Source organism: Lentilactobacillus curieae (assembly GCF_000785105.2).
GTDB classification, from domain to species: domain Bacteria; phylum Bacillota; class Bacilli; order Lactobacillales; family Lactobacillaceae; genus Lentilactobacillus; species Lentilactobacillus curieae.
This window is the reverse complement of record NZ_CP018906.1, coordinates 1,338,014-1,356,109: the sequence shown is the minus strand read 5'-3', so window position 1 is coordinate 1,356,109 and position 18,096 is coordinate 1,338,014. Positions and strand designations below refer to the sequence as shown.

At 40.3% G+C, this 18,096-nt stretch carries 14 protein-coding genes, 8 tRNA genes and 1 riboswitch; all 22 genes read right to left on the bottom strand.

The window, feature by feature from the left end; all coding sequences use genetic code 11:
• Positions 1 to 15 precede the first annotated feature (15 nt).
• Positions 16 to 3,615 carry a DNA-directed RNA polymerase subunit beta gene (gene rpoB / locus PL11_RS06465; protein WP_078256936.1) on the bottom strand — a complete coding sequence of 1,200 codons (3,600 nt, stop codon included), beginning with the start codon at positions 3,613 to 3,615 and terminating at the stop codon, positions 16 to 18.
• A gap of 249 nt (positions 3,616 to 3,864) precedes the next feature.
• On the bottom strand, positions 3,865 to 6,351 hold the full coding sequence (locus PL11_RS06460; protein WP_035168150.1) for an ATP-dependent Clp protease ATP-binding subunit: 2,487 nt from the start codon (positions 6,349 to 6,351) through the stop codon (positions 3,865 to 3,867).
• A 15-nt stretch (positions 6,352 to 6,366) separates the two neighbouring features.
• Positions 6,367 to 6,834, bottom strand: a complete 468-nt coding sequence (locus PL11_RS06455) for a CtsR family transcriptional regulator (RefSeq protein ID WP_035168148.1) — start codon at positions 6,832 to 6,834, stop codon at positions 6,367 to 6,369.
• Between the two features lie 86 nt (positions 6,835 to 6,920).
• Positions 6,921 to 6,994, bottom strand: a tRNA-Pro gene (locus PL11_RS06450).
• A 153-nt stretch (positions 6,995 to 7,147) separates the two neighbouring features.
• Positions 7,148 to 7,221, bottom strand: a tRNA-Pro gene (locus PL11_RS06445).
• Positions 7,222 to 7,249: 28 nt separating this feature from the next.
• A tRNA-Arg gene (locus tag PL11_RS06440) sits at positions 7,250 to 7,323 on the bottom strand.
• 55 nt (positions 7,324 to 7,378) lie between these two features.
• Positions 7,379 to 7,450 (bottom strand) — tRNA-Gly (locus PL11_RS06435).
• A gap of 5 nt (positions 7,451 to 7,455) precedes the next feature.
• Positions 7,456 to 7,529 (bottom strand) — tRNA-Thr (locus PL11_RS06430).
• A gap of 13 nt (positions 7,530 to 7,542) precedes the next feature.
• Positions 7,543 to 7,624: transfer RNA gene (locus PL11_RS06425), tRNA-Leu, on the bottom strand.
• Positions 7,625 to 7,645: 21 nt separating this feature from the next.
• A tRNA-Lys gene (locus PL11_RS06420) sits at positions 7,646 to 7,718 on the bottom strand.
• Between the two features lie 3 nt (positions 7,719 to 7,721).
• A tRNA-Val gene (locus PL11_RS06415) sits at positions 7,722 to 7,794 on the bottom strand.
• Between the two features lie 295 nt (positions 7,795 to 8,089).
• Entirely contained in the window at positions 8,090 to 9,379 is a 1,290-nt protein-coding gene (serS, locus tag PL11_RS06410; RefSeq protein ID WP_035168146.1) for a serine--tRNA ligase, read from the bottom strand.
• Positions 9,380 to 9,653: 274 nt separating this feature from the next.
• Positions 9,654 to 10,292 (bottom strand): deoxynucleoside kinase, encoded by a 639-nt coding sequence (locus PL11_RS06405; RefSeq protein ID WP_035168144.1) that lies wholly within the window; start codon positions 10,290 to 10,292, stop codon positions 9,654 to 9,656.
• Positions 10,293 to 10,375: 83 nt separating this feature from the next.
• Positions 10,376 to 11,419, bottom strand: a complete 1,044-nt coding sequence (locus PL11_RS06400) for a tagatose 1,6-diphosphate aldolase (protein WP_035168143.1) — start codon at positions 11,417 to 11,419, stop codon at positions 10,376 to 10,378.
• Positions 11,420 to 11,552: 133 nt separating this feature from the next.
• Positions 11,553 to 13,028, bottom strand: coding sequence for an amino acid permease (locus tag PL11_RS06395; RefSeq protein ID WP_035168141.1), 1,476 nt, complete (start codon positions 13,026 to 13,028; stop codon positions 11,553 to 11,555).
• Between the two features lie 93 nt (positions 13,029 to 13,121).
• Positions 13,122 to 13,298: riboswitch (Lysine riboswitch) on the bottom strand.
• Positions 13,299 to 13,360: 62 nt separating this feature from the next.
• Positions 13,361 to 13,870, bottom strand: coding sequence for a GNAT family N-acetyltransferase (locus PL11_RS06390; RefSeq protein WP_052127832.1), 510 nt, complete (start codon positions 13,868 to 13,870; stop codon positions 13,361 to 13,363).
• A gap of 44 nt (positions 13,871 to 13,914) precedes the next feature.
• Positions 13,915 to 14,601: a phosphatase PAP2 family protein gene (locus PL11_RS06385; protein WP_035168139.1), complete on the bottom strand. Its 687-nt coding sequence runs from the start codon at positions 14,599 to 14,601 to the stop codon at positions 13,915 to 13,917.
• 250 nt (positions 14,602 to 14,851) lie between these two features.
• Positions 14,852 to 15,784, bottom strand: a complete 933-nt coding sequence (locus PL11_RS06380; RefSeq protein ID WP_035168136.1) for a DUF4097 family beta strand repeat-containing protein — start codon at positions 15,782 to 15,784, stop codon at positions 14,852 to 14,854.
• Positions 15,784 to 16,407, bottom strand: a complete 624-nt coding sequence (locus PL11_RS06375; RefSeq protein ID WP_035168134.1) for a DUF1700 domain-containing protein — start codon at positions 16,405 to 16,407, stop codon at positions 15,784 to 15,786. The genes PL11_RS06380 and PL11_RS06375 overlap by 1 nt, the downstream gene beginning before the upstream one ends.
• Positions 16,400 to 16,720: a PadR family transcriptional regulator gene (locus PL11_RS06370; protein WP_035168131.1), complete on the bottom strand. Its 321-nt coding sequence runs from the start codon at positions 16,718 to 16,720 to the stop codon at positions 16,400 to 16,402. Before PL11_RS06370 ends, PL11_RS06375 begins: the two co-directional genes overlap by 8 nt.
• A 127-nt stretch (positions 16,721 to 16,847) precedes the next feature.
• Positions 16,848 to 17,312: a threonine/serine exporter family protein gene (locus PL11_RS06365; RefSeq protein WP_035168128.1), complete on the bottom strand. Its 465-nt coding sequence runs from the start codon at positions 17,310 to 17,312 to the stop codon at positions 16,848 to 16,850.
• Positions 17,313 to 17,323: 11 nt separating this feature from the next.
• Complete coding sequence (locus PL11_RS06360; protein ID WP_035168126.1) at positions 17,324 to 18,085, bottom strand: threonine/serine exporter family protein; 762 nt, start codon at positions 18,083 to 18,085, stop codon at positions 17,324 to 17,326.
• Between the last annotated feature and the right edge of the window lie 11 nt (positions 18,086 to 18,096).

Here is an 18,096-nt window from a genome sequence, read left to right as displayed (position 1 = left end):
TAGTTCAACCTCCCATTACTGTTCGTTGTTGTTCGTTTGAGTTGATTCTGCTTGTTGAGATTCTTGGTTTTCTGCAGCTTGACTTTCCTGCTGTGCTTTTTGTTCTGCCATCTTGCTGATAGCATCAACATTCAAGACATCATCGTCATCGTCTAAATCACGAAGTTCGATTTCCTTCTTGCTGTTATCGAGCACTTTCATATCAAGACCAAGAGATTGAAGTTCTTTAACAAGAACTCGGAATGATTCTGGAACACCTGGCTTAGGAATTGGTTCACCCTTAACAATTGCTTCATAAGTCTTAACCCGTCCGGTAACATCATCAGACTTGTAAGTTAAGATTTCTTGCAATGTATAAGCTGCACCATAAGCTTCAAGTGCCCAAACTTCCATTTCACCGAAACGCTGGCCACCAAATTGTGCTTTACCACCAAGTGGTTGTTGCGTAACTAATGAGTAAGGTCCAATTGAACGAGCATGAATCTTATCGTCAACCATGTGGGCAAGCTTCATGTAATGCATAACCCCAACGGCAATTCGTTTGTCAAATGGTTCACCGGTACGACCATCGTAAACAACAGTCTTACCATCATCAGCCATACCAGCTTCCTTAACAGCATCCCAAATATCACTATCTTGAGCACCATCGAAAACAGGTGTAGCCATGTGGATACCAAGTTTTCTAGCAGCCATACCTAAATGGATTTCCAAAACTTGTCCGATGTTCATACGAGATGGCACACCCATGGGACTAAGCATAATGTCGATTGGTGTTCCGTCTGGCAAGTAAGGCATATCTTCTTCAGGAATAACCACTGAAACTGTACCCTTGTTACCATGACGACCGGCCATCTTGTCACCAACTTGGAGCTTACGTTTTTGAGCAATATAAACCCGGATCATCTTGTTAACACCTGGAGATAGTTCGTCACCATTCTCACGAGTGAAGACCTTAACGTCTTGGACGATACCGCCACCACCATGAGGAACTCTAAGTGATGTATCACGAACTTCACGTGATTTTTCACCAAAGATGGCATGCAGCAAACGCTCTTCGGCTGATAATTCAGTAACACCCTTAGGAGTAACTTTACCAACCAAGATATCACCATCATGAACTTCAGCACCAATCATTACAGTACCGTTTTCATCAAGGTTCTTAAGTGCGTCCTCACCAACGTTAGGAAGCTCACGAGTCATTTCCTCAGGTCCAAGTTTAGTGTCCCGAGTTTCTGATTCGTACTCTTCGATATGGATTGATGTGTAAACATCATCCTTAACCAATCGCTCGTTGATAGCGATGGCATCTTCAAAGTTATATCCTTGCCAAGTCATGAAGGCAACAACTGGGTTTTGACCAAGAGCAAGCTCTCCGTTTTCCATTGATGGACCATCAGCTAAGATTTCGTCAGCATCAACTTTGTCCCCTGTCTTAACGATTGGACGTTGGTTGTAGTTCTTACCACCGTTTGAACGGTGGAATTTCATTAGCTTGTAGGTATCAAGAGTACCATCTTCGCGACGAACACGAACTTCACGTGAATCAACGTATTCAACGGTACCGTCATACTTACAAATCAAAGCAACACCAGAATCATGAGCTGCTTTATATTCAATACCAGTACCAATAAGTGGAGCATGAGGGTCAACCAAAGGAACGGCTTGACGCTGCATGTTAGCACCCATTAAGGCACGGTTTGAGTCATCATTTTCCAAGAAAGGAATACATGCAGTCGCAACGGCAACTACTTGCTTAGGAGAAACGTCCATGTAATCGACGTTTTCGATTCCAGTTTCGATGTTATTTGACTTAGCACGAGCCATAACAACGTCATTTACAAATGAACCGTCGTCATTCAATGGTGAGTTGGCCTGTGCAATAACGAAGTTATCTTCTTCGTCAGCAGTCAAATAATCGATTCGATCAGTAACTTTGTGAGAAGTCCAGTCAACACGACGGTATGGAGTTTCAATGAACCCATATCTGTTAACTCGGGCATAACTTGACAAACTGTTGATCAATCCAATGTTAGGACCTTCAGGAGTTTCAATAGGACACATACGGCCATAGTGGGTATAGTGAACGTCACGAACTTCATATCCGGCACGGTCACGAGTCAAACCACCAGGTCCAAGGGCTGATAGACGACGTTTGTGTGTCAATTCACCCAATGGATTAGTTTGGTCCATGAATTGTGAGAGTTGAGAAGAACCGAAGAATTCCTTGATTGATGCTACAACAGGACGAATGTTAATCAATTGTTGTGGTGTAACAGTTGCACTGTCTTGAATAGACATTCTTTCACGTACAACACGTTCCATCCGTGAAAGTCCGATTCTAAATTGGTTTTGTAGTAACTCACCAACTGAACGGATACGACGGTTACCCAAGTGATCGATATCATCAGTTGAACCAATACCTTCTTGTAAGTTAAAGAAGTAGTTCATTGATGCGATGATGTCAGCTGGAGTAATGTGCTTGAAGTCGAGACTAATGTTGTCGTTACCAATAACTGGAACAACTCTCTCAGGATCGTTTTCTGATTGAACCTTGATAATTTGCACAGTCATTGGCTCAGTAACAACGGCTTCTTCTGAAGGGTTGAATGTGTATGCCTTGAAGTCCTTGTTATCCAAGTATGGGCTCAAATCTTTCATTACATCCTTGGTCACTAAAGTACCCTTTTGAGCAATAACTTCACCAGTATCAGGATCAGCTAAAGTTTCAGCAAGAGTAAGTCCCAAAAGACGAGTCTTTAAACTGAGCTTCTTGTTAGTCTTGTAACGACCAACTGGAGCCATATCGTAACGCTTTGGATCAAAGAAACGCGCAGTCAATAAACTTCTTGAAGAATCAGCAGTCTTAGGTTCACCAGGCCGCAAACGCTCGTAGATATCTTTCAATGACTCTTCAACACGTGAATCGTCAGTATCTTTATGAACGTCCTTTTCAAGAGTAAGTTCCAAACTGTCGTTTTCACCAAAGATTTCAGTGATTTCTGAATCATCACCAAAACCTAATGAACGAACCAACTCAGTCAACGGAATCTTACGAGTTCTATCAATACGTACATATGAAATGTTCTTTGCATCAGTTTCAAATTCTAGCCATGCACCACGGTTAGGGATGATGGTTGTACCAAATGAAACCTTACCATTTTTATCGTTATCTTCATGGTAGTAAACACCAGGAGAACGAACTAATTGAGAAACAATAACTCGTTCTGCACCATTGATGATAAAAGTACCTTGATTAGTCATCAATGGGAAGTCACCAAAGAACACATCTTGAGTCTTGATTTCGCCAGTTTCGTGGTTAGTCAATTTCAAAGTGATGTGCAATGGTGCTGAATAGTTGGCTTCGTGTTCACGAGCCTCGTCAACAGTATACTTTGGCTCTAAAAGTTGATAATCAACAAATTCCAATGATAATTTTCCTTGGAAATCGTCAATTGGCATAATGCCATCGAATGTTTCCCGTAATCCGTCATCCAAGAACCAATTATATGAATCGCTTTGGATTTCAATCAGATTAGGTAAATCTAGCACTTCTTTGATACGTGCATAACTTCGACGGGTGCGGTGTTTTCCATATTTAACTAAATGTCCTGCCAAGTTTTTCACCTCTCACAAAAATTCCCGAATCGAAATGTTACAGTTTGATTACAATTTGCCTTTTTTAGCAAATTTGCCGGATTTTGAGCAAAAAAAATCCAAAAACAAGCTCAAACTTGCTTTTGGTTTTTATGCAGGTCAACCCGGACAATAGATCGCGCTGACCATTTCGATTCACAACAAATACAACTGTTAATATACCAACTTACATATTAAATGTCAATAGTTTGCCTTACATCGAAAAACTGTTTACTTTTTATTTTTAACTAAGCCCTTAGGTTCAGGTTTCTTGACCGAAATTGTAATCTGATTATTTCTGCCACCAACGGTAACTGAATCTCCAGGGACAATTTCCTTTGCAAGCAACTTAGCGCTTAGATTATCTTCAAGTTGAGTTTGGATTGCCCTTCTAATTGGACGAGCACCGTACTCAGGATCATAACCGTTCTTGGCAATAATGTTAATTGCTGTCTTGGTTACTTTAATGTCGATTCCCTGTTCGTGAATCCTATTAACAACTGGTTTAGTCATCAAGTTAACGATTTGACTCAATTCATTCTTAGTTAATGAATGGAAGATGACTGTCTCGTCAATTCTGTTAAGGAATTCAGGACGGAATCTCTGCTTAAGTGCTTCTTGAATCGTTGATTTCATAGCGTTGTAATCTTCACTAGCCTCTTCAGCACCGAAACCAACAGTCTTCTTATCACGAAGAGTAGTTGCTCCCAAGTTAGAAGTCATGATGATTACTGTGTTTCTAAAGTCAATCTTACGACCCTTAGAGTCACTTAGGAAACCATCATCCAATACTTGAAGTAAAAGATTAAATACATCTGGGTGAGCCTTTTCGACCTCATCGAATAAAACAACTGAATATGGCTTTTGACGAACCTTTTCAGTTAATTGACCACCCTCATCATAACCAACGTAACCAGGAGCTGAACCAATCAAACGACTAGTCGAGTATTTTTCCATGAACTCACTCATATCCACTCGGATAATATCGTCTTCTGAGCCAAAGACTGCTTCTGCAACCGCCTTAGCCAATTCCGTTTTACCAACTCCGGTAGGTCCTAGGAACATAAATGAACCAATTGGACGATTAGGATCCTTCAGACCACTTCTAGCACGTCTAATTGACCTTGAAACTGCTGAAATCGCCTCTTCCTGGCCAATGACCCGCTTATGGAGGACATCTTCCAAGTTCACTAATTTGTCAGCTTCAGTCTTGGTCATCTGGGTAACTGGAACACCAGTCCACTCAGAAACAACCTCAGCAACATCATCCTCAGTTTCCTTAACTTTATAGTTAGGCTTGTCATCTGAGTCAGCAGTTTTTGCTAATTTAGCTTCTAATGCATTAACTTGCTTACGTAGCTTTGCGGCAGCTTCATAATCTTGTGCAAGTAACGCCTCGTTAAGTTCACCATATAATTCTGAAACTTTTTGATGATCCGTTTGAGTCTTGCCATTTTCTAGCTTATCAATTCTAACCTTGGCGGCTGCTTCATCCATCAAATCGATTGCCTTATCTGGCAAGAATCTATCTGAAATGTAGCGACTTGAAAGTGAAACAGCAGCTTCAAGAGCTTCATCGGTAATTTCTACTTGGTGGTGAGCTTCGTACTTAGGTCTTAACCCTTTTAGAATTTCCAAAGTTTCGTCAGTAGTTGGTTCAGCAACACTAACTTTGGCAAATCTACGTTCAAGAGCTGAATCAGATTCAATGTACTTTTGATATTCATCCAAAGTAGTTGCACCAATCAATTGTAACTCGCCACGAGCTAATGCTGGTTTTAAAATGTTAGATGCATCGATTGCACCTTCAGCACCCCCAGCACCAATCAAAGTGTGCAATTCATCAATGAAGAGAATGATGTTACCGTCTTGGTAAATTTCTTCGATAACTTTCTTCAAACGATCCTCAAATTCACCACGATACTTTGTTCCGGCAACTAAAGAACCCATATCAAGCATCATTAGTCGCTTGCTTTCCATATCTGATGGGACTTCACCGCCGACAATCTTCTGGGCTAGTCCTTCAGCGATTGCTGTCTTACCAACGCCTGGCTCACCAATCAATACAGGATTATTTTTAGTTCTACGAGCCAAAATCTGAATAACCCGCTTAACTTCTAAATCACGGCCAATAGTTGGATCGAGTTTGTCCTCACGCGCTAATTCAGTTAAATCACGCGCAAGTGAATCAATTGTAGGTGTTGCAGAATCACTTTGTTTTTGTTGGTTTTGACCTCTACGTTTTGGTCCGTTGTTAGTTGCCATTGAGCCACCACTAACCCCCATCTTCCGCAGGGTAACCTTTCTGATTTGAGCTAAGTCGAGTCCAAGATTAATTAAAATCCGTGAAGAGAGTGCTTCATCGTCAGTTAACAGTGCTAGTAAAATATGCTCAGTTCCAACTTTAGGAACACCATTCTTCTTAGCAAAATCGCCAGCCTGAGCCAACACCTCTTTTGCCTTTGGAGAGTATGGTAAATAATCATTCGAATCTAAGTCTTTTAAAGTACCATATCCGGCAAATCGTTCAACTTCTTCAATAATATCTTCAGAAGTTACCGAAAACTGTGAAAGTGCCTTGTAAGCAATCCCGTTTGTTTCGATAAGTAGCCCGAGCAACAAGTGTTCAGTACCAATTGCTTGGTGTTTAAAACGCTTAGCCTGCCGTTGAGCTATAGAAAGAACGTTCTTTGCGCTTGGTGTGAATAAATTATCCATATATACCCTCGCTTCCTAGCGGTCATACTTCAACCGGTTCAAAATAGAAATCATAATGTTAGCCCGAAGTATAGCCGTTAATTCATTATTGTTCAAATCAATTGCACTCTTATCAATCGCAGATAGTATAATGCTTGCCTCTCTTCGATTAATTAATTCATTATTATATAACGTTGAGACGATTGTTTCACTATCTCTTTTCGAAATTTCGTTACCAATTGCCGCAATCAATGAATCTAATATATCAATATCGTCTAGCAGATGCACTTTTTCAATCCGAATGTATCCTCCGCCACCACGCTTACTTTCCACAATATACCCATTTTGAATGGTAAAACGTGTGTTGATCACATAGTTTATCTGGGAAGGAACCACGTCAAATAAACCGGCAATTTCTGAACGACGAATCTTAACAGTTTCGTTTTCCGCTAGAATTTTCTTTAAATACTTTTCAATTAAATCTGAAATATTTTCGTCAGCCATATAATCACCCAATCCTTGACTAATCCTGACTATTATTATACGAATCCACCATTAAATTGCAATTAATATCTCTTGATACAAAAAAATCGGGAAAACAAGATTTGAACTTGCGACCCCTACGTCCCGAACGTAGTGCTCTACCAAGCTGAGCTACTTCCCGATAATGTGCATATTTAATTACTATCTATATAATATAGCACAAATGTTAATAACTAAAACAAGGTCAGACAAGGCTAAACAATCGTGGATAAGAAAAGGACATGAATTAACTAATTCATGTCCAACGATCTTGGTGACGCTATGTAATTGACTATCGGGAAGACAGGATTCGAACCTGCGACCCCCTGGTCCCAAACCAGGTGCTCTACCAAGCTGAGCTACTTCCCGAAATATACCGATAAAACGGCATAAAAAATGCACCCAGTAGGAGTCGAACCTACAACCTTCTGATTCGTAGTCAGACACTCTATCCAGTTGCGCTATGGGTGCAAAATAAATATTAAGTTGTAACGAGTAACACTTGCTACTCCCATCCGAAGATGGAAGCGGAAGACGGGATTCGAACCCGCGACCCCCACCATGGCAAGGTGATGTTCTACCACTGAACTACTTCCGCAAAAGTGCCGACTAGACGATTCGAACGCCCGACCTCTTCATTACTAGTGAAGCGCTCTAACCAACTGAGCTAAGTCGGCATATTGGAACAACTGCGGGCGAAGGGATTCGAACCCCCACGTCAATAGACACTAGAACCTAAATCTAGCGCGTCTGCCAGTTCCGCCACGCCCGCAAAACTTCGAAAAACTGGCGATGAGCCGTGGCAGTCTCGAACTGCCGACCCTCTGATTAAAAGTCAGATGCTCTACCAACTGAGCTAACGGCTCATATGGAGGATACAGGGATCGAACCTGTGACCTCCTGCTTGTAAGGCAGATGCTCTCCCAGCTGAGCTAATCCTCCATGGTACATTTAGAAATGGATGATAGAGACATCCTCAATGCAACTATTACATTGTATCATCGCCACCAGACCGCGTCAAGAAGCAATTTTACGTTTGTTTTCTAATTGCAATGCCAATTTTTCGACAAGAATTATTATATCGTATCTAGCCGTTCATGAAAAGCCTTTTTTTGAGATTATCTGATTTTTTTCGGGCAGATCGAATGAAGGCCAATCAAACCCGCGTCAAATCAACACTTTAAACAAAAGGCCGATAGCGAGAATGACTCTCACTACCGGCCTTAAATCTATTTAGTTACTTTTGTTTTTCAATTTTAGTCATTCCGTGCATGTAAGGAACCAACACATCTGGGATCGTAACTGTACCATCTGCATTTTGATAATTCTCCAAAATTGCAGCGACAGCTCTACCAACTGCCAATCCTGAACCATTAAGTGTATGGACGAATTGAAGTTTACCATCCTCATCCCGATACTGAATGTGTGCTCTTCTTGCTTGGAAGTCAGTTGTATTAGAACAACTCGAGATTTCGCGATAACGATTTTGGGCTGGGAACCAAACTTCAAGATCATTAGTCTTAGCAGCTGTAAAACTCATGTCCCCAGTGGTTAACGTAATCACGTGGTATGCCAAACCAAGTTTTTGAAGTAAGCTTTCTGCTTGGTGAGTCAAGTCTTCCAAGGCATCCCATGATTGCTCAGGTTTGGTAAACTTAACCATTTCCACCTTATTAAATTGATGTAAACGAATTAATCCACGAGTATCTTTTCCGGCACTTCCGGCTTCAGATCTAAATGCAGGAGATAGTGCGGTTACTGACATTGGTAAATCTTCTGCTGGGAGAACTTCTTCACGATGATAGTTAACCAAAGGAACTTCGGCAGTAGGGATTAGCGTGTATTCACGATCACCGTCCATCGTCTCGTAGCCAGCCTTAGTTTCTTTAAACTTAGGAAATTGGCCAGTACCAAACATCGCATCATCGCTGACCATGTATGGGGTAATCATTTCTTTAAACCCAGCCTTGGCGTTTTCATCAAGAAAGAAGTTGTAAACGGCACGTTCTAGTAAAGCACCATCCCCGACATAGTAAACAAACCGGCTACCTGATACCTTAGCTGCCCGTTCAAAGTCTAAAATCCCAAGATCTTCACCAATTTCAAAATGCTCTTTTGGCTTAAAGTCGTAGTTCGGTAAATCGCCAACTTTTCTAAGCTCAACAGCGCCTTCTTCAGTTAATCCAACGGGAACATCATCGGCTGGAACGTTGGGTAAGTGGGCGGCCAAATTATTTTGGTCATTCTCAATCTCACGTAATTGTTCATCTAGCTCCTTGATTTGGCCACCGACTTCTTTCATATCGTTGATGGCACTTGAAGCATCTTCTTTGTTACGTTTAAGCTGTGAAATTTGTTCTGAAACTTCATTTCTCTTAGCTTTTAATGATTCTGATTGAACAATTAATCCCCGGCGTTTAGTATCAAATGACAATAATTCGTCAATTGTTTCGGGCTTAACGTTTCTAGTTGCTAACTTATCCTTGTAAAATTGTGGATCTTTTCTGATCAATTTAATATCTAGCATTATTTATCCCTCCGAAATATATAAAAAGGACCCCTCGTCGTTGGGACGAAGGATCCTTTTTCGCGGTACCACCCAAGTTTTCAGCCACATTTTGCGACCAAACACTCAAAGTATGGTAACGGCATACAACCGTGCAGCATTACCTGCCCGTTCACTCGTACTGGAAGTTTCGATAGCAATTCACACCAACCATTGCCTCTCTGAAATCTACTTAAAGGTACGAAACGTTTTTGACTGACTAAAGTATAACCAATCCTAAGTCAGACTGCAATCACTAGATTGCCAAATCGTTAAGTTTATCATCGATTATATTAATAACTTGCTTTCGGTCGCTTTCGCTTTCCACAAAATCATAGTGGTCACCGTCAATCTGAATCTTTGGTGATTTATCATATTGTTCATACCAATTTGAGTACCTAGAATTAAGGTCCTTATAGTATTGGAACAAACTAGGATCCGTCTCAATTTGTTCGTATGGACGGCCACGCTTTTTGATTCGATCAAGCATTGTATCGAAAGAAATATTAATGTGGATTAACAAATCAGGGTTCTTTGAATGCTTTGAATTAGGCATTTCTTGCATCATGTTTTGCAATAATGAATCGTAGATTTGAACCTCGGTATCAGTAGAGCGACCCAAGTCAGCGTTCAAATGGAATAACAGTGAGTCTTCAAAGATAGAACGGTCCATAACGCTTTGACCATCTTTCCAAGCACGTTTAATATCTTCCATCCGTCGATTTAAAAAATCGATTTGCAGTAAAAAAGCATACTTTTTTGGATTTTCATAAAACAGTGGCAAGATCTTGTTATTATCAACAGATTCATAATAGGCTGGGGTTTCCAAGTGTTTTGATAACATTTGGGTTAAAGAAGTTTTTCCCGCGCCAATGGTTCCGGCTAGTACAAGCATGTATAAATTCCCCTTATTCGAAATATTAATTAACACAATATATTGTACTAGTTTCAAATAAGGTTATCAATATCTTGTATTAACTATTTCAAATTCGAGACATCCACTACCTCGATGTTATCCTTACCGCCGTAAACATCATACCAAGCAATAGCAGTTTGGTTAAGAATTTCTGTCAAACCAGTCACGTTCTTAGTACCACGGTTCTTCAACCAGTCAACAAGCGCGTCACGGCCATCCTTAACAAAAATATTGATTCCGTCAATCCAGGTTGCCCGACCACTTAGAACACCAGTAAATGGCACCTTAGCATCCCCTGCCAGCTTCAATTCTCTTTGGAAGGTATCCATAGGCACACCCGCACTTAAGAAGATGAATGGTCGTGTTGCCTCTTCACCTAGTTGTTTCAAGTATCCCTGAGCTTCTGCTTCAGAATAAGCAGCCTCATCAAGATCAGCATTCCATTCCTTGATGAACTTAGGATTGAATGGTACTTCCATCTTCAAAACGTCAATGTGGTATTTGTCCTGAGTAAATTCCTTCATTGACTTCAAAACTAGCTCTGGCTTTAACTTAGCGAATTCAAGTGAATCGGATGCAAGGCGATCATCATAAGTAACGATTTCAAAGAAGGTTGGAACTTCGGCAGCCATCGCCTCTGTACCATAACGTTCTGCAAATGCCCTCTTTTGATCATTGATCTCATCAGGATCATTTGGATTGTAGTAAATCAAAACTTTTAAAGCATCCGCACCGTTATCAATCATAATCTGTGCTGATTGTTCCGAAATCAATGAAGGTAATCTTCCTGGTGTGTCTGCATCGTAACCAGTCTTTTCGTACGACATAATTAATCCAGTGTCCTCAGACTTTGCTTCAATTCCTTTGAATCCCATTTGTTCGTCCAGCAAAATTGCAGAGCTTAATGGACTTAAAACTTCAGAAACGGTTTCCTTAAAATCATAAACCATATCCATTGACCAAAGCTTGCCAGCATCCTCAGCAGCTTTTTTTGTTGCCTTAACTAATGAACCGCGTTGGTCCAAAGCCAGAGCATCAATTACCCCGTGGTCATTAACCAGCTTATTCATTCTTGCGTATTTTCCTTTTGACATGTACTTTGTCATTAAAAATCACCCCTGTTTGTTAAATATACCAATTAACAGCAATTTTACCCAAACCATTCAAGAACGTCAATGGTAACGCCTATAAAAAGAAAAAGGTCTATTCCATTATGGAATAGACCGATTTTTGATTTCACTAATTCTTATCGTTTAATTTTGATAAATCTTCCTCTTCGTGTGAAGGGCTGACGTCAACCTTATCCAATGGAATAACCTTAGTATGATTCTTAATCTTATAAACTACATAAAGCACAACAACCAAAGGAACACTCATATAAGTAACTAAGATTTGCTTCCAATCAAAGGATGCAAAGGCATCAGGGTTTTGACCGATGATAACCAACAAACACAAAATCAGACAAAGTACAGGGCCAAATGGGAACCACTTAGCATGATACTTCAACTCACTTAAATCATGGCCTTGCTTGACGAATGCCCGTCTGAAACGGTAATGAGAAATTGCGATTCCGAACCAAGCAATAAATCCAGTCAAACCAGATGCAGCAACTAACCACATGTAAATTTGTGGACCAGCAATACTTGAAACGAAAGTTAACAATGAAACAAACGTCGTAACCAACAAAGCGTTGTATGGAATTCCGTTTGAACCCGTCTTTCCTAATACCTTTGGTGCATACCCACTATTTGAAAGTGAGTAGAGCATTCTAGTAGATGCGTACATCCCTGAATTAGCTGATGAGATAACTGATGTCAAAATAACTGCGTTCATCACACTGGCTGCTGCTGCAAGACCAGCCCGTTGGAAAACCAAAGTAAATGGACTAATTGCAATATCAGAAGCGTCAGATCCAAGCAACGAATGACTAGTATATGGCAAGATTGCTGCGATTACAGCAATGGCCAGGATATAGAATAAAATAATTCTCCAGAAAACTTCATTAATTGCCTTTGGCACACTGTGTGAAGGGTCTTGCGACTCACCAGCAGTAATCCCGACAAGCTCGGTTCCTTGGAACGAGAACCCGGCAACCACGAACACGGAAATGATCGGTGAGATTCCACCAACAAACGGTGCATCCTTAACTGTGAAATTACGTAGGCCAATGAAGTGGCCTCCCATAATTCCAAAGATGGTAAGCAAACCAACCACCAAGAAGATGATAATGGTTACAACCTTGATCAATGACATCCAGAATTCAGTTTCACCGAACGTCTTAACTGACATTGCATTAATCAAGAAGATCAAGGCTAACGCTAACGCACTCCAAATCCATGATGGAATATTTGGCAACCAAAACTTCATAACCAACGCAACGGTACTTACATCAACAGCAACAGTTATTGCCCAATTAAACCAATAATTCCATCCCATCGCAAATCCTAGGGCTGGGTCAACGTACTTAGCTGAGTAAGCAGCAAATGATCCTGAAATCGGCATATTGGTTGCCATTTCACCCAGACTAGTCATCAAGAAGTAAACCATCATTCCCATCAGACCATATGCAACCAAAGCACCACCGGGCCCTGCGGTACTAATTGCAGAACCACTGGCAACAAACAACCCCGTTCCAATACACCCTCCTAAGGCAATCATTGAAACATGGCGGGACTTCAATCCCCGTTTAACCTGATCATTAGAATTATCACTCATAAAAACTCTCTCCCAATCCTTCAAAGCATCATAGAGTTAAAAGCACAAAAAAGACCTTCCACAAGAATATTGAAGAAGATCTTTAGGTTTCAATATCTTGATAGCACTCCGTAGCAAACACCACGACAGTCCTTAACTTATTAAGTTAAGACCCAACCACTAATTGGAAACGCAATTAGCAATTTCGGCGATTATCCCTTTCAATTCCAGTCATCACTTCTGTTCAAGTTCCTGAAAAATACTCTTAATAAACGCGCCTCTACTTCGAATATTATTTATTAAAATTTTATAACTGCTAGTTTACTCCAGAAAATGCTCTTTGACAAATCATGTTACTTTTTCTGTAATGATAGCTCATAAATCACCTTTTCTTTCAGAGCAAATGGATCAACCAAGGTGGCTAATTTTGTGAACCCCAGTCTATGAAGAAGTGCAGTTGACTTAACATTTTCTGAAAACACTTCAGCCTGAACGGTTTCAGTTTGTGTTTCACCAATTCTTTTAAACAATTCACCCAAGGTCTGGGTCATAATGCCACGAGACCACAATACTGGGTTCAAATAATAACTCAACTCCTTGCGGCTTTTATCAACATCACCAAACTCACCCACGACTTCATTCAATATTATCGCTCCTTGAACCTGTTCATCAACAACAATCGCGTAGGTATCAGACAGTTGCAATTCCCTGGTAAACGTAGGAACTGAGTATTCACTACTTACCAAATTCAAGCCAGTGCCTTTTGCTATCTGAGAATCGCTTCTCAACTCATTGATTCGCTCAAAATCCCTTACTTCCATTGGCCTGACTAAGGTTGTTCCCACCGTAAATTTATCGATCAATTAACTCACCACCCGATAAAAAAAGAGGCGTCACCGCCTCACTATTAAATCTTTGAATTTGAAATAAAACTAATTTGCTTAAGCCTTGGCGCATATCCGGCGTACAAGATTTCGGCTAATTGCAACCAAGTATAGGCAACAAAGCCTGCCCCAATTGTATCAGTTGGGAAATGTGCATTGAGATATACCCGTGAGAACATTACCAAAATCAAAGCAATTACGATAAGGCATCTAATAATCACCCGAACCGATGCTCGACTAATAATCGGTACCACGAAAATCCAGATAATTGCTAAAACAATGAAGATTCCCAAAACATGACCACTTGGAAAACTATAGCCATCGTCTGCAGCCATATGCAATGGTGGTCGGTCACGCTTAACTACATTTTTAATGATGAAACCGATGATATCGCCGACTCCAAGGGTAAAAATTGCAAATAACGCTGGAATCTTATATTTAAATCCCCAAAGAAAGAAGGCAATCACCAATATCCAGAAGATATCCAACTTAGGACTTGCTAAGAAAGAAATCATTGTGTAGAACTTCTCGGCGAATTGACTAACTGCCTTTCCTTGAATCGCTGAGGTAATTAGCGAATCTAGAAATTGCAGGTAATCAAAGTTGAATGATACAGAAACCGCCAGGAAAGTTGTGAGCAAAAAACTGACAATTAATTTAGCAAACCGATTGCGATCCGGCTCGATAAACATGTAATTTGAATCATACATTTCAAAAACAATCCTCTCTTATGTACTAACTTTGAGTATATCACAGTTAGTGCAACCTCCCCGTTTTCAAAATCGATTTATCATTCTTTTAATTAATTGGTCTGATGCCGACAAAATTTTTCCGGAATCTATAAAAATAAGAACTAAGGTGCAGACCACACCCTAGTTCTTATTAAATCCAATAATTTATGCCCTACTATCAAATTAGTATAAATTTTGTTCTATCTTTCTTAGATTAGTTTTGTTCCCGCTACTCTTTTACCGTTACATCACCATCTTCTGATGAAACATCAATCGTTGCTTTTGCATGATCTACCCGATGATTTCGCTTTGAGTTTCCAAAGACGGAAAGATTACCGTCACTTGTTTCAGCATGCACATCTGTCTTGTTCTTATCAATTCCAGTGATCAGTGTATCACCATCAAGTGTCTTCGTGGTCAACTTTTTAGCAAACCTCGAATGGTTGATAGTTAAATCACCATCGTCACTAGATACGTCGAGTTCTTTAAATGATGAGTGGTGGACATCTACATCCCCATCACTCGTAGTCACCTTGCTGATGTCTTTATCAAATTTTCCGTTGTCCACATAGATATCTCCATCAGATAGGTCGGCACGAACCATTGGTGCAGTTACATTTCTCAAAGTTAAGTTATCACCTGCATTAAATTTAAGCGGTTTATCAGTCGTGACTTTATTCAAAGTAAAATCAGCGCCACCGCTAAGTGATACCTTGCCAACCCTTAAATTATCTACGTTAACTGACTCAGAAGTTACCCCAGATATTTCTTTTAACTTTTGTTTATTAGGAATAGTGATCAGCACCCGATTGTCATGCTCACTAACCCCGTGATTAAAATCAAAGCCCACCGAGTATTTTTGATTGACATTATCTTTAATTGATAAAGTCTTGTTGGCAGAATCGTGGCTCAATTCAGTACTTGTACGGTATTTGACTTGTACCTGATCAACGTTACCTCGCTGAATCGTAATTGGGTCTTCAGACTGAATCTTAATCGAATCTATATCAGCATATCTCTTAGTCACAACTTTTGAATTATCGACCCGAAACCCGCCATCTTTCCAATAGATGTTTTTATTACCACCCTTGGCGTATCCCATTCCAAACAAGAAAGTTCCGACAATCACCATAGTGGCTCCAATAATTAAAGTTTTTTTCATTAGTGATTCCCCCGTTTCTCTGCGCGGTTTTTAGGAACAACTTTTTCATAGACCCACTTTGAAAGCACTGAAGTCCAATGTACTAGCAAGTCAATTAACCACTTTCCAATTGGAACTGCGACTACAAACAAGCCTAAAATTGCTAATCCCATTCCTAAGTAATAAATTCCGGTCCAAACTTCCGCCGACAAAACCGTGACTCCGGCAAAAATTGCTATTCCTGCAAGAATAATTAAACTACCTAAAATCATCACAAAAGCAAAGATAATTCCCAAAATTCCAATAATAACTCCAAATCCAGCAGCTACTAAGCCGATTGCGAGTGGGATAGTAACCGGTGTGGAGAGCAGCGCCAAGATAATTAACCAAATTGTTTTTGCATCAGACTTTGGTTTTTTCTTCCGACCGTTCGAATCTTTTGCCGCATCACTTTCCTTGATTGAGTAATCCGCTAAAATTTTTCTAGCTAATTGTTTGGGAGTTCCTAACTCCTTTACCGCATCATCATACTCAGTAAAGTTTCCATCCTGTAAATACTCACTGTAAAATTCAACTGCATCCTGACGTTCTTCAACCGACAACTGACCTAGATGTTCCGCCAATTCATCAATGAATTTATTCATGTTGATCACTTCCTCCTAATAATTGATCGACCTGTTCTTTAAAGATTTGCCATTCATCCTTAATTTCAGCAAACTTCGCTTTACCGTCATCAGTAATTCGATAGTAACGACGATTACGTCCTTGGTAAGGCTCATCATAAGTTTCTAAGTAATTATTTTTGGTCAGTCTTCTTAGTACCGGGTACATTGTTGACTCAGACACCGGTAGGTACTCTTGAACCTTCTGCGTCAATGAATAACCATAGTAATCATCTTGACTTAACAAGGACAAGACGCTGCCATCTAATAATTCGGACGTTATTTGGATTGCCATATTATCACCTCTACAATACTATACGTCATATAATATGATTTTAAACACATCATACACAGGTTTTAAACTTCCGTCAACCCACAAATACATAAAAAGCGTGAGGCTTTTGCCTCACGCTTTTTATCCGTTATCTTTTTGAAATCCGCTTGGCTCTAGTCACCCTGCGAATCTTAACATCAATCTTCAAACAAAGCTCAGCAACTATAAATCCCAAGGCAATTGCCCCTGCAATCCAAACCACCTGAGCCAAATAATTAAATGCTTCAGTATAGTTGCCCATCGCAAAGTTTTTAATTGCATTATAGGCTTGTCCTCCAGGAACTAATGGAACTAATCCAGGAACGTCAAATAAAATTGCTGGCATCTTTTTCATTCTAGCCAGAACTATCGAACATAATCCAATTACTAAACCGCCAAAAAAGTTCGCCGAACCAATTTCGCCGGTAGTCTGCATCAAGACATAGTAAACCAGCCAACCAAGCACTCCGTCTAAACCAGCAGCATTTAATGCTTTGTGTGGCAAATTGACAATTAAGCCAAACCCCACTGAGGCAAGATAAACACAGATAATATTTATGATCAAACTACTCATTTAACTACCCCTTAGAAAAAATGCAGACCAATTGCCACGCCGAAGCCAAGCGCACAGGCACTAATTAATGCCTCGATGCCTCGTGCAGGACCGCTGATTAAGTTTCCAGATAATGCATCTCGAACCGCATTGGTTAGTGGAATCCCGGGAACTAACGGCATCATTGCCCCAACAATTATGTCATCAGCCTTAACACCCAAGTTGAACTTTACGGACAAAATAGCTGCTGCAGCAATTACCACTGCCGCAGTGAATTCACTCAAAAACCGGATTCGAATGTAGATACTTAGAAAGTAATAAATTACCCAGCCAAGCATCCCCACAACACAAGTAATCCAAAAATCTGCTGGATCATTTCTAAAAACCACCACCAATGGTCCAGAAACCAAAGCTGCACCAATCATTTGCAGCCAAATTGGAAATTTGTTAACAATATCATCAATATGAACAAGCTGGTCATGAAACTCATCAATATCAATTTTATCGTGAGCAAATTCCCGGGATAGCTCATTGACTTTAGCAACCTTTTCCATGTCAAATTCCCGCTTTTCAATCTGGCCAACTTTGGCACCCGCACCGTTGCTTCCAGACATAATAATTCCTGTCAGAGTTACGTATGCTGAAACATCAGGAAGGCCCGCGTTCTTAGCGATCCGATTTATTGTGTCATTGACTCGGTTCATTTCAGAACCACTTTCAATCATGATTGTTCCCGCCAAGACACAGGTATCAATTACCCGTTGTTCAAACTCATCAAATTTTGCCAATTGCATATTCCTCGATA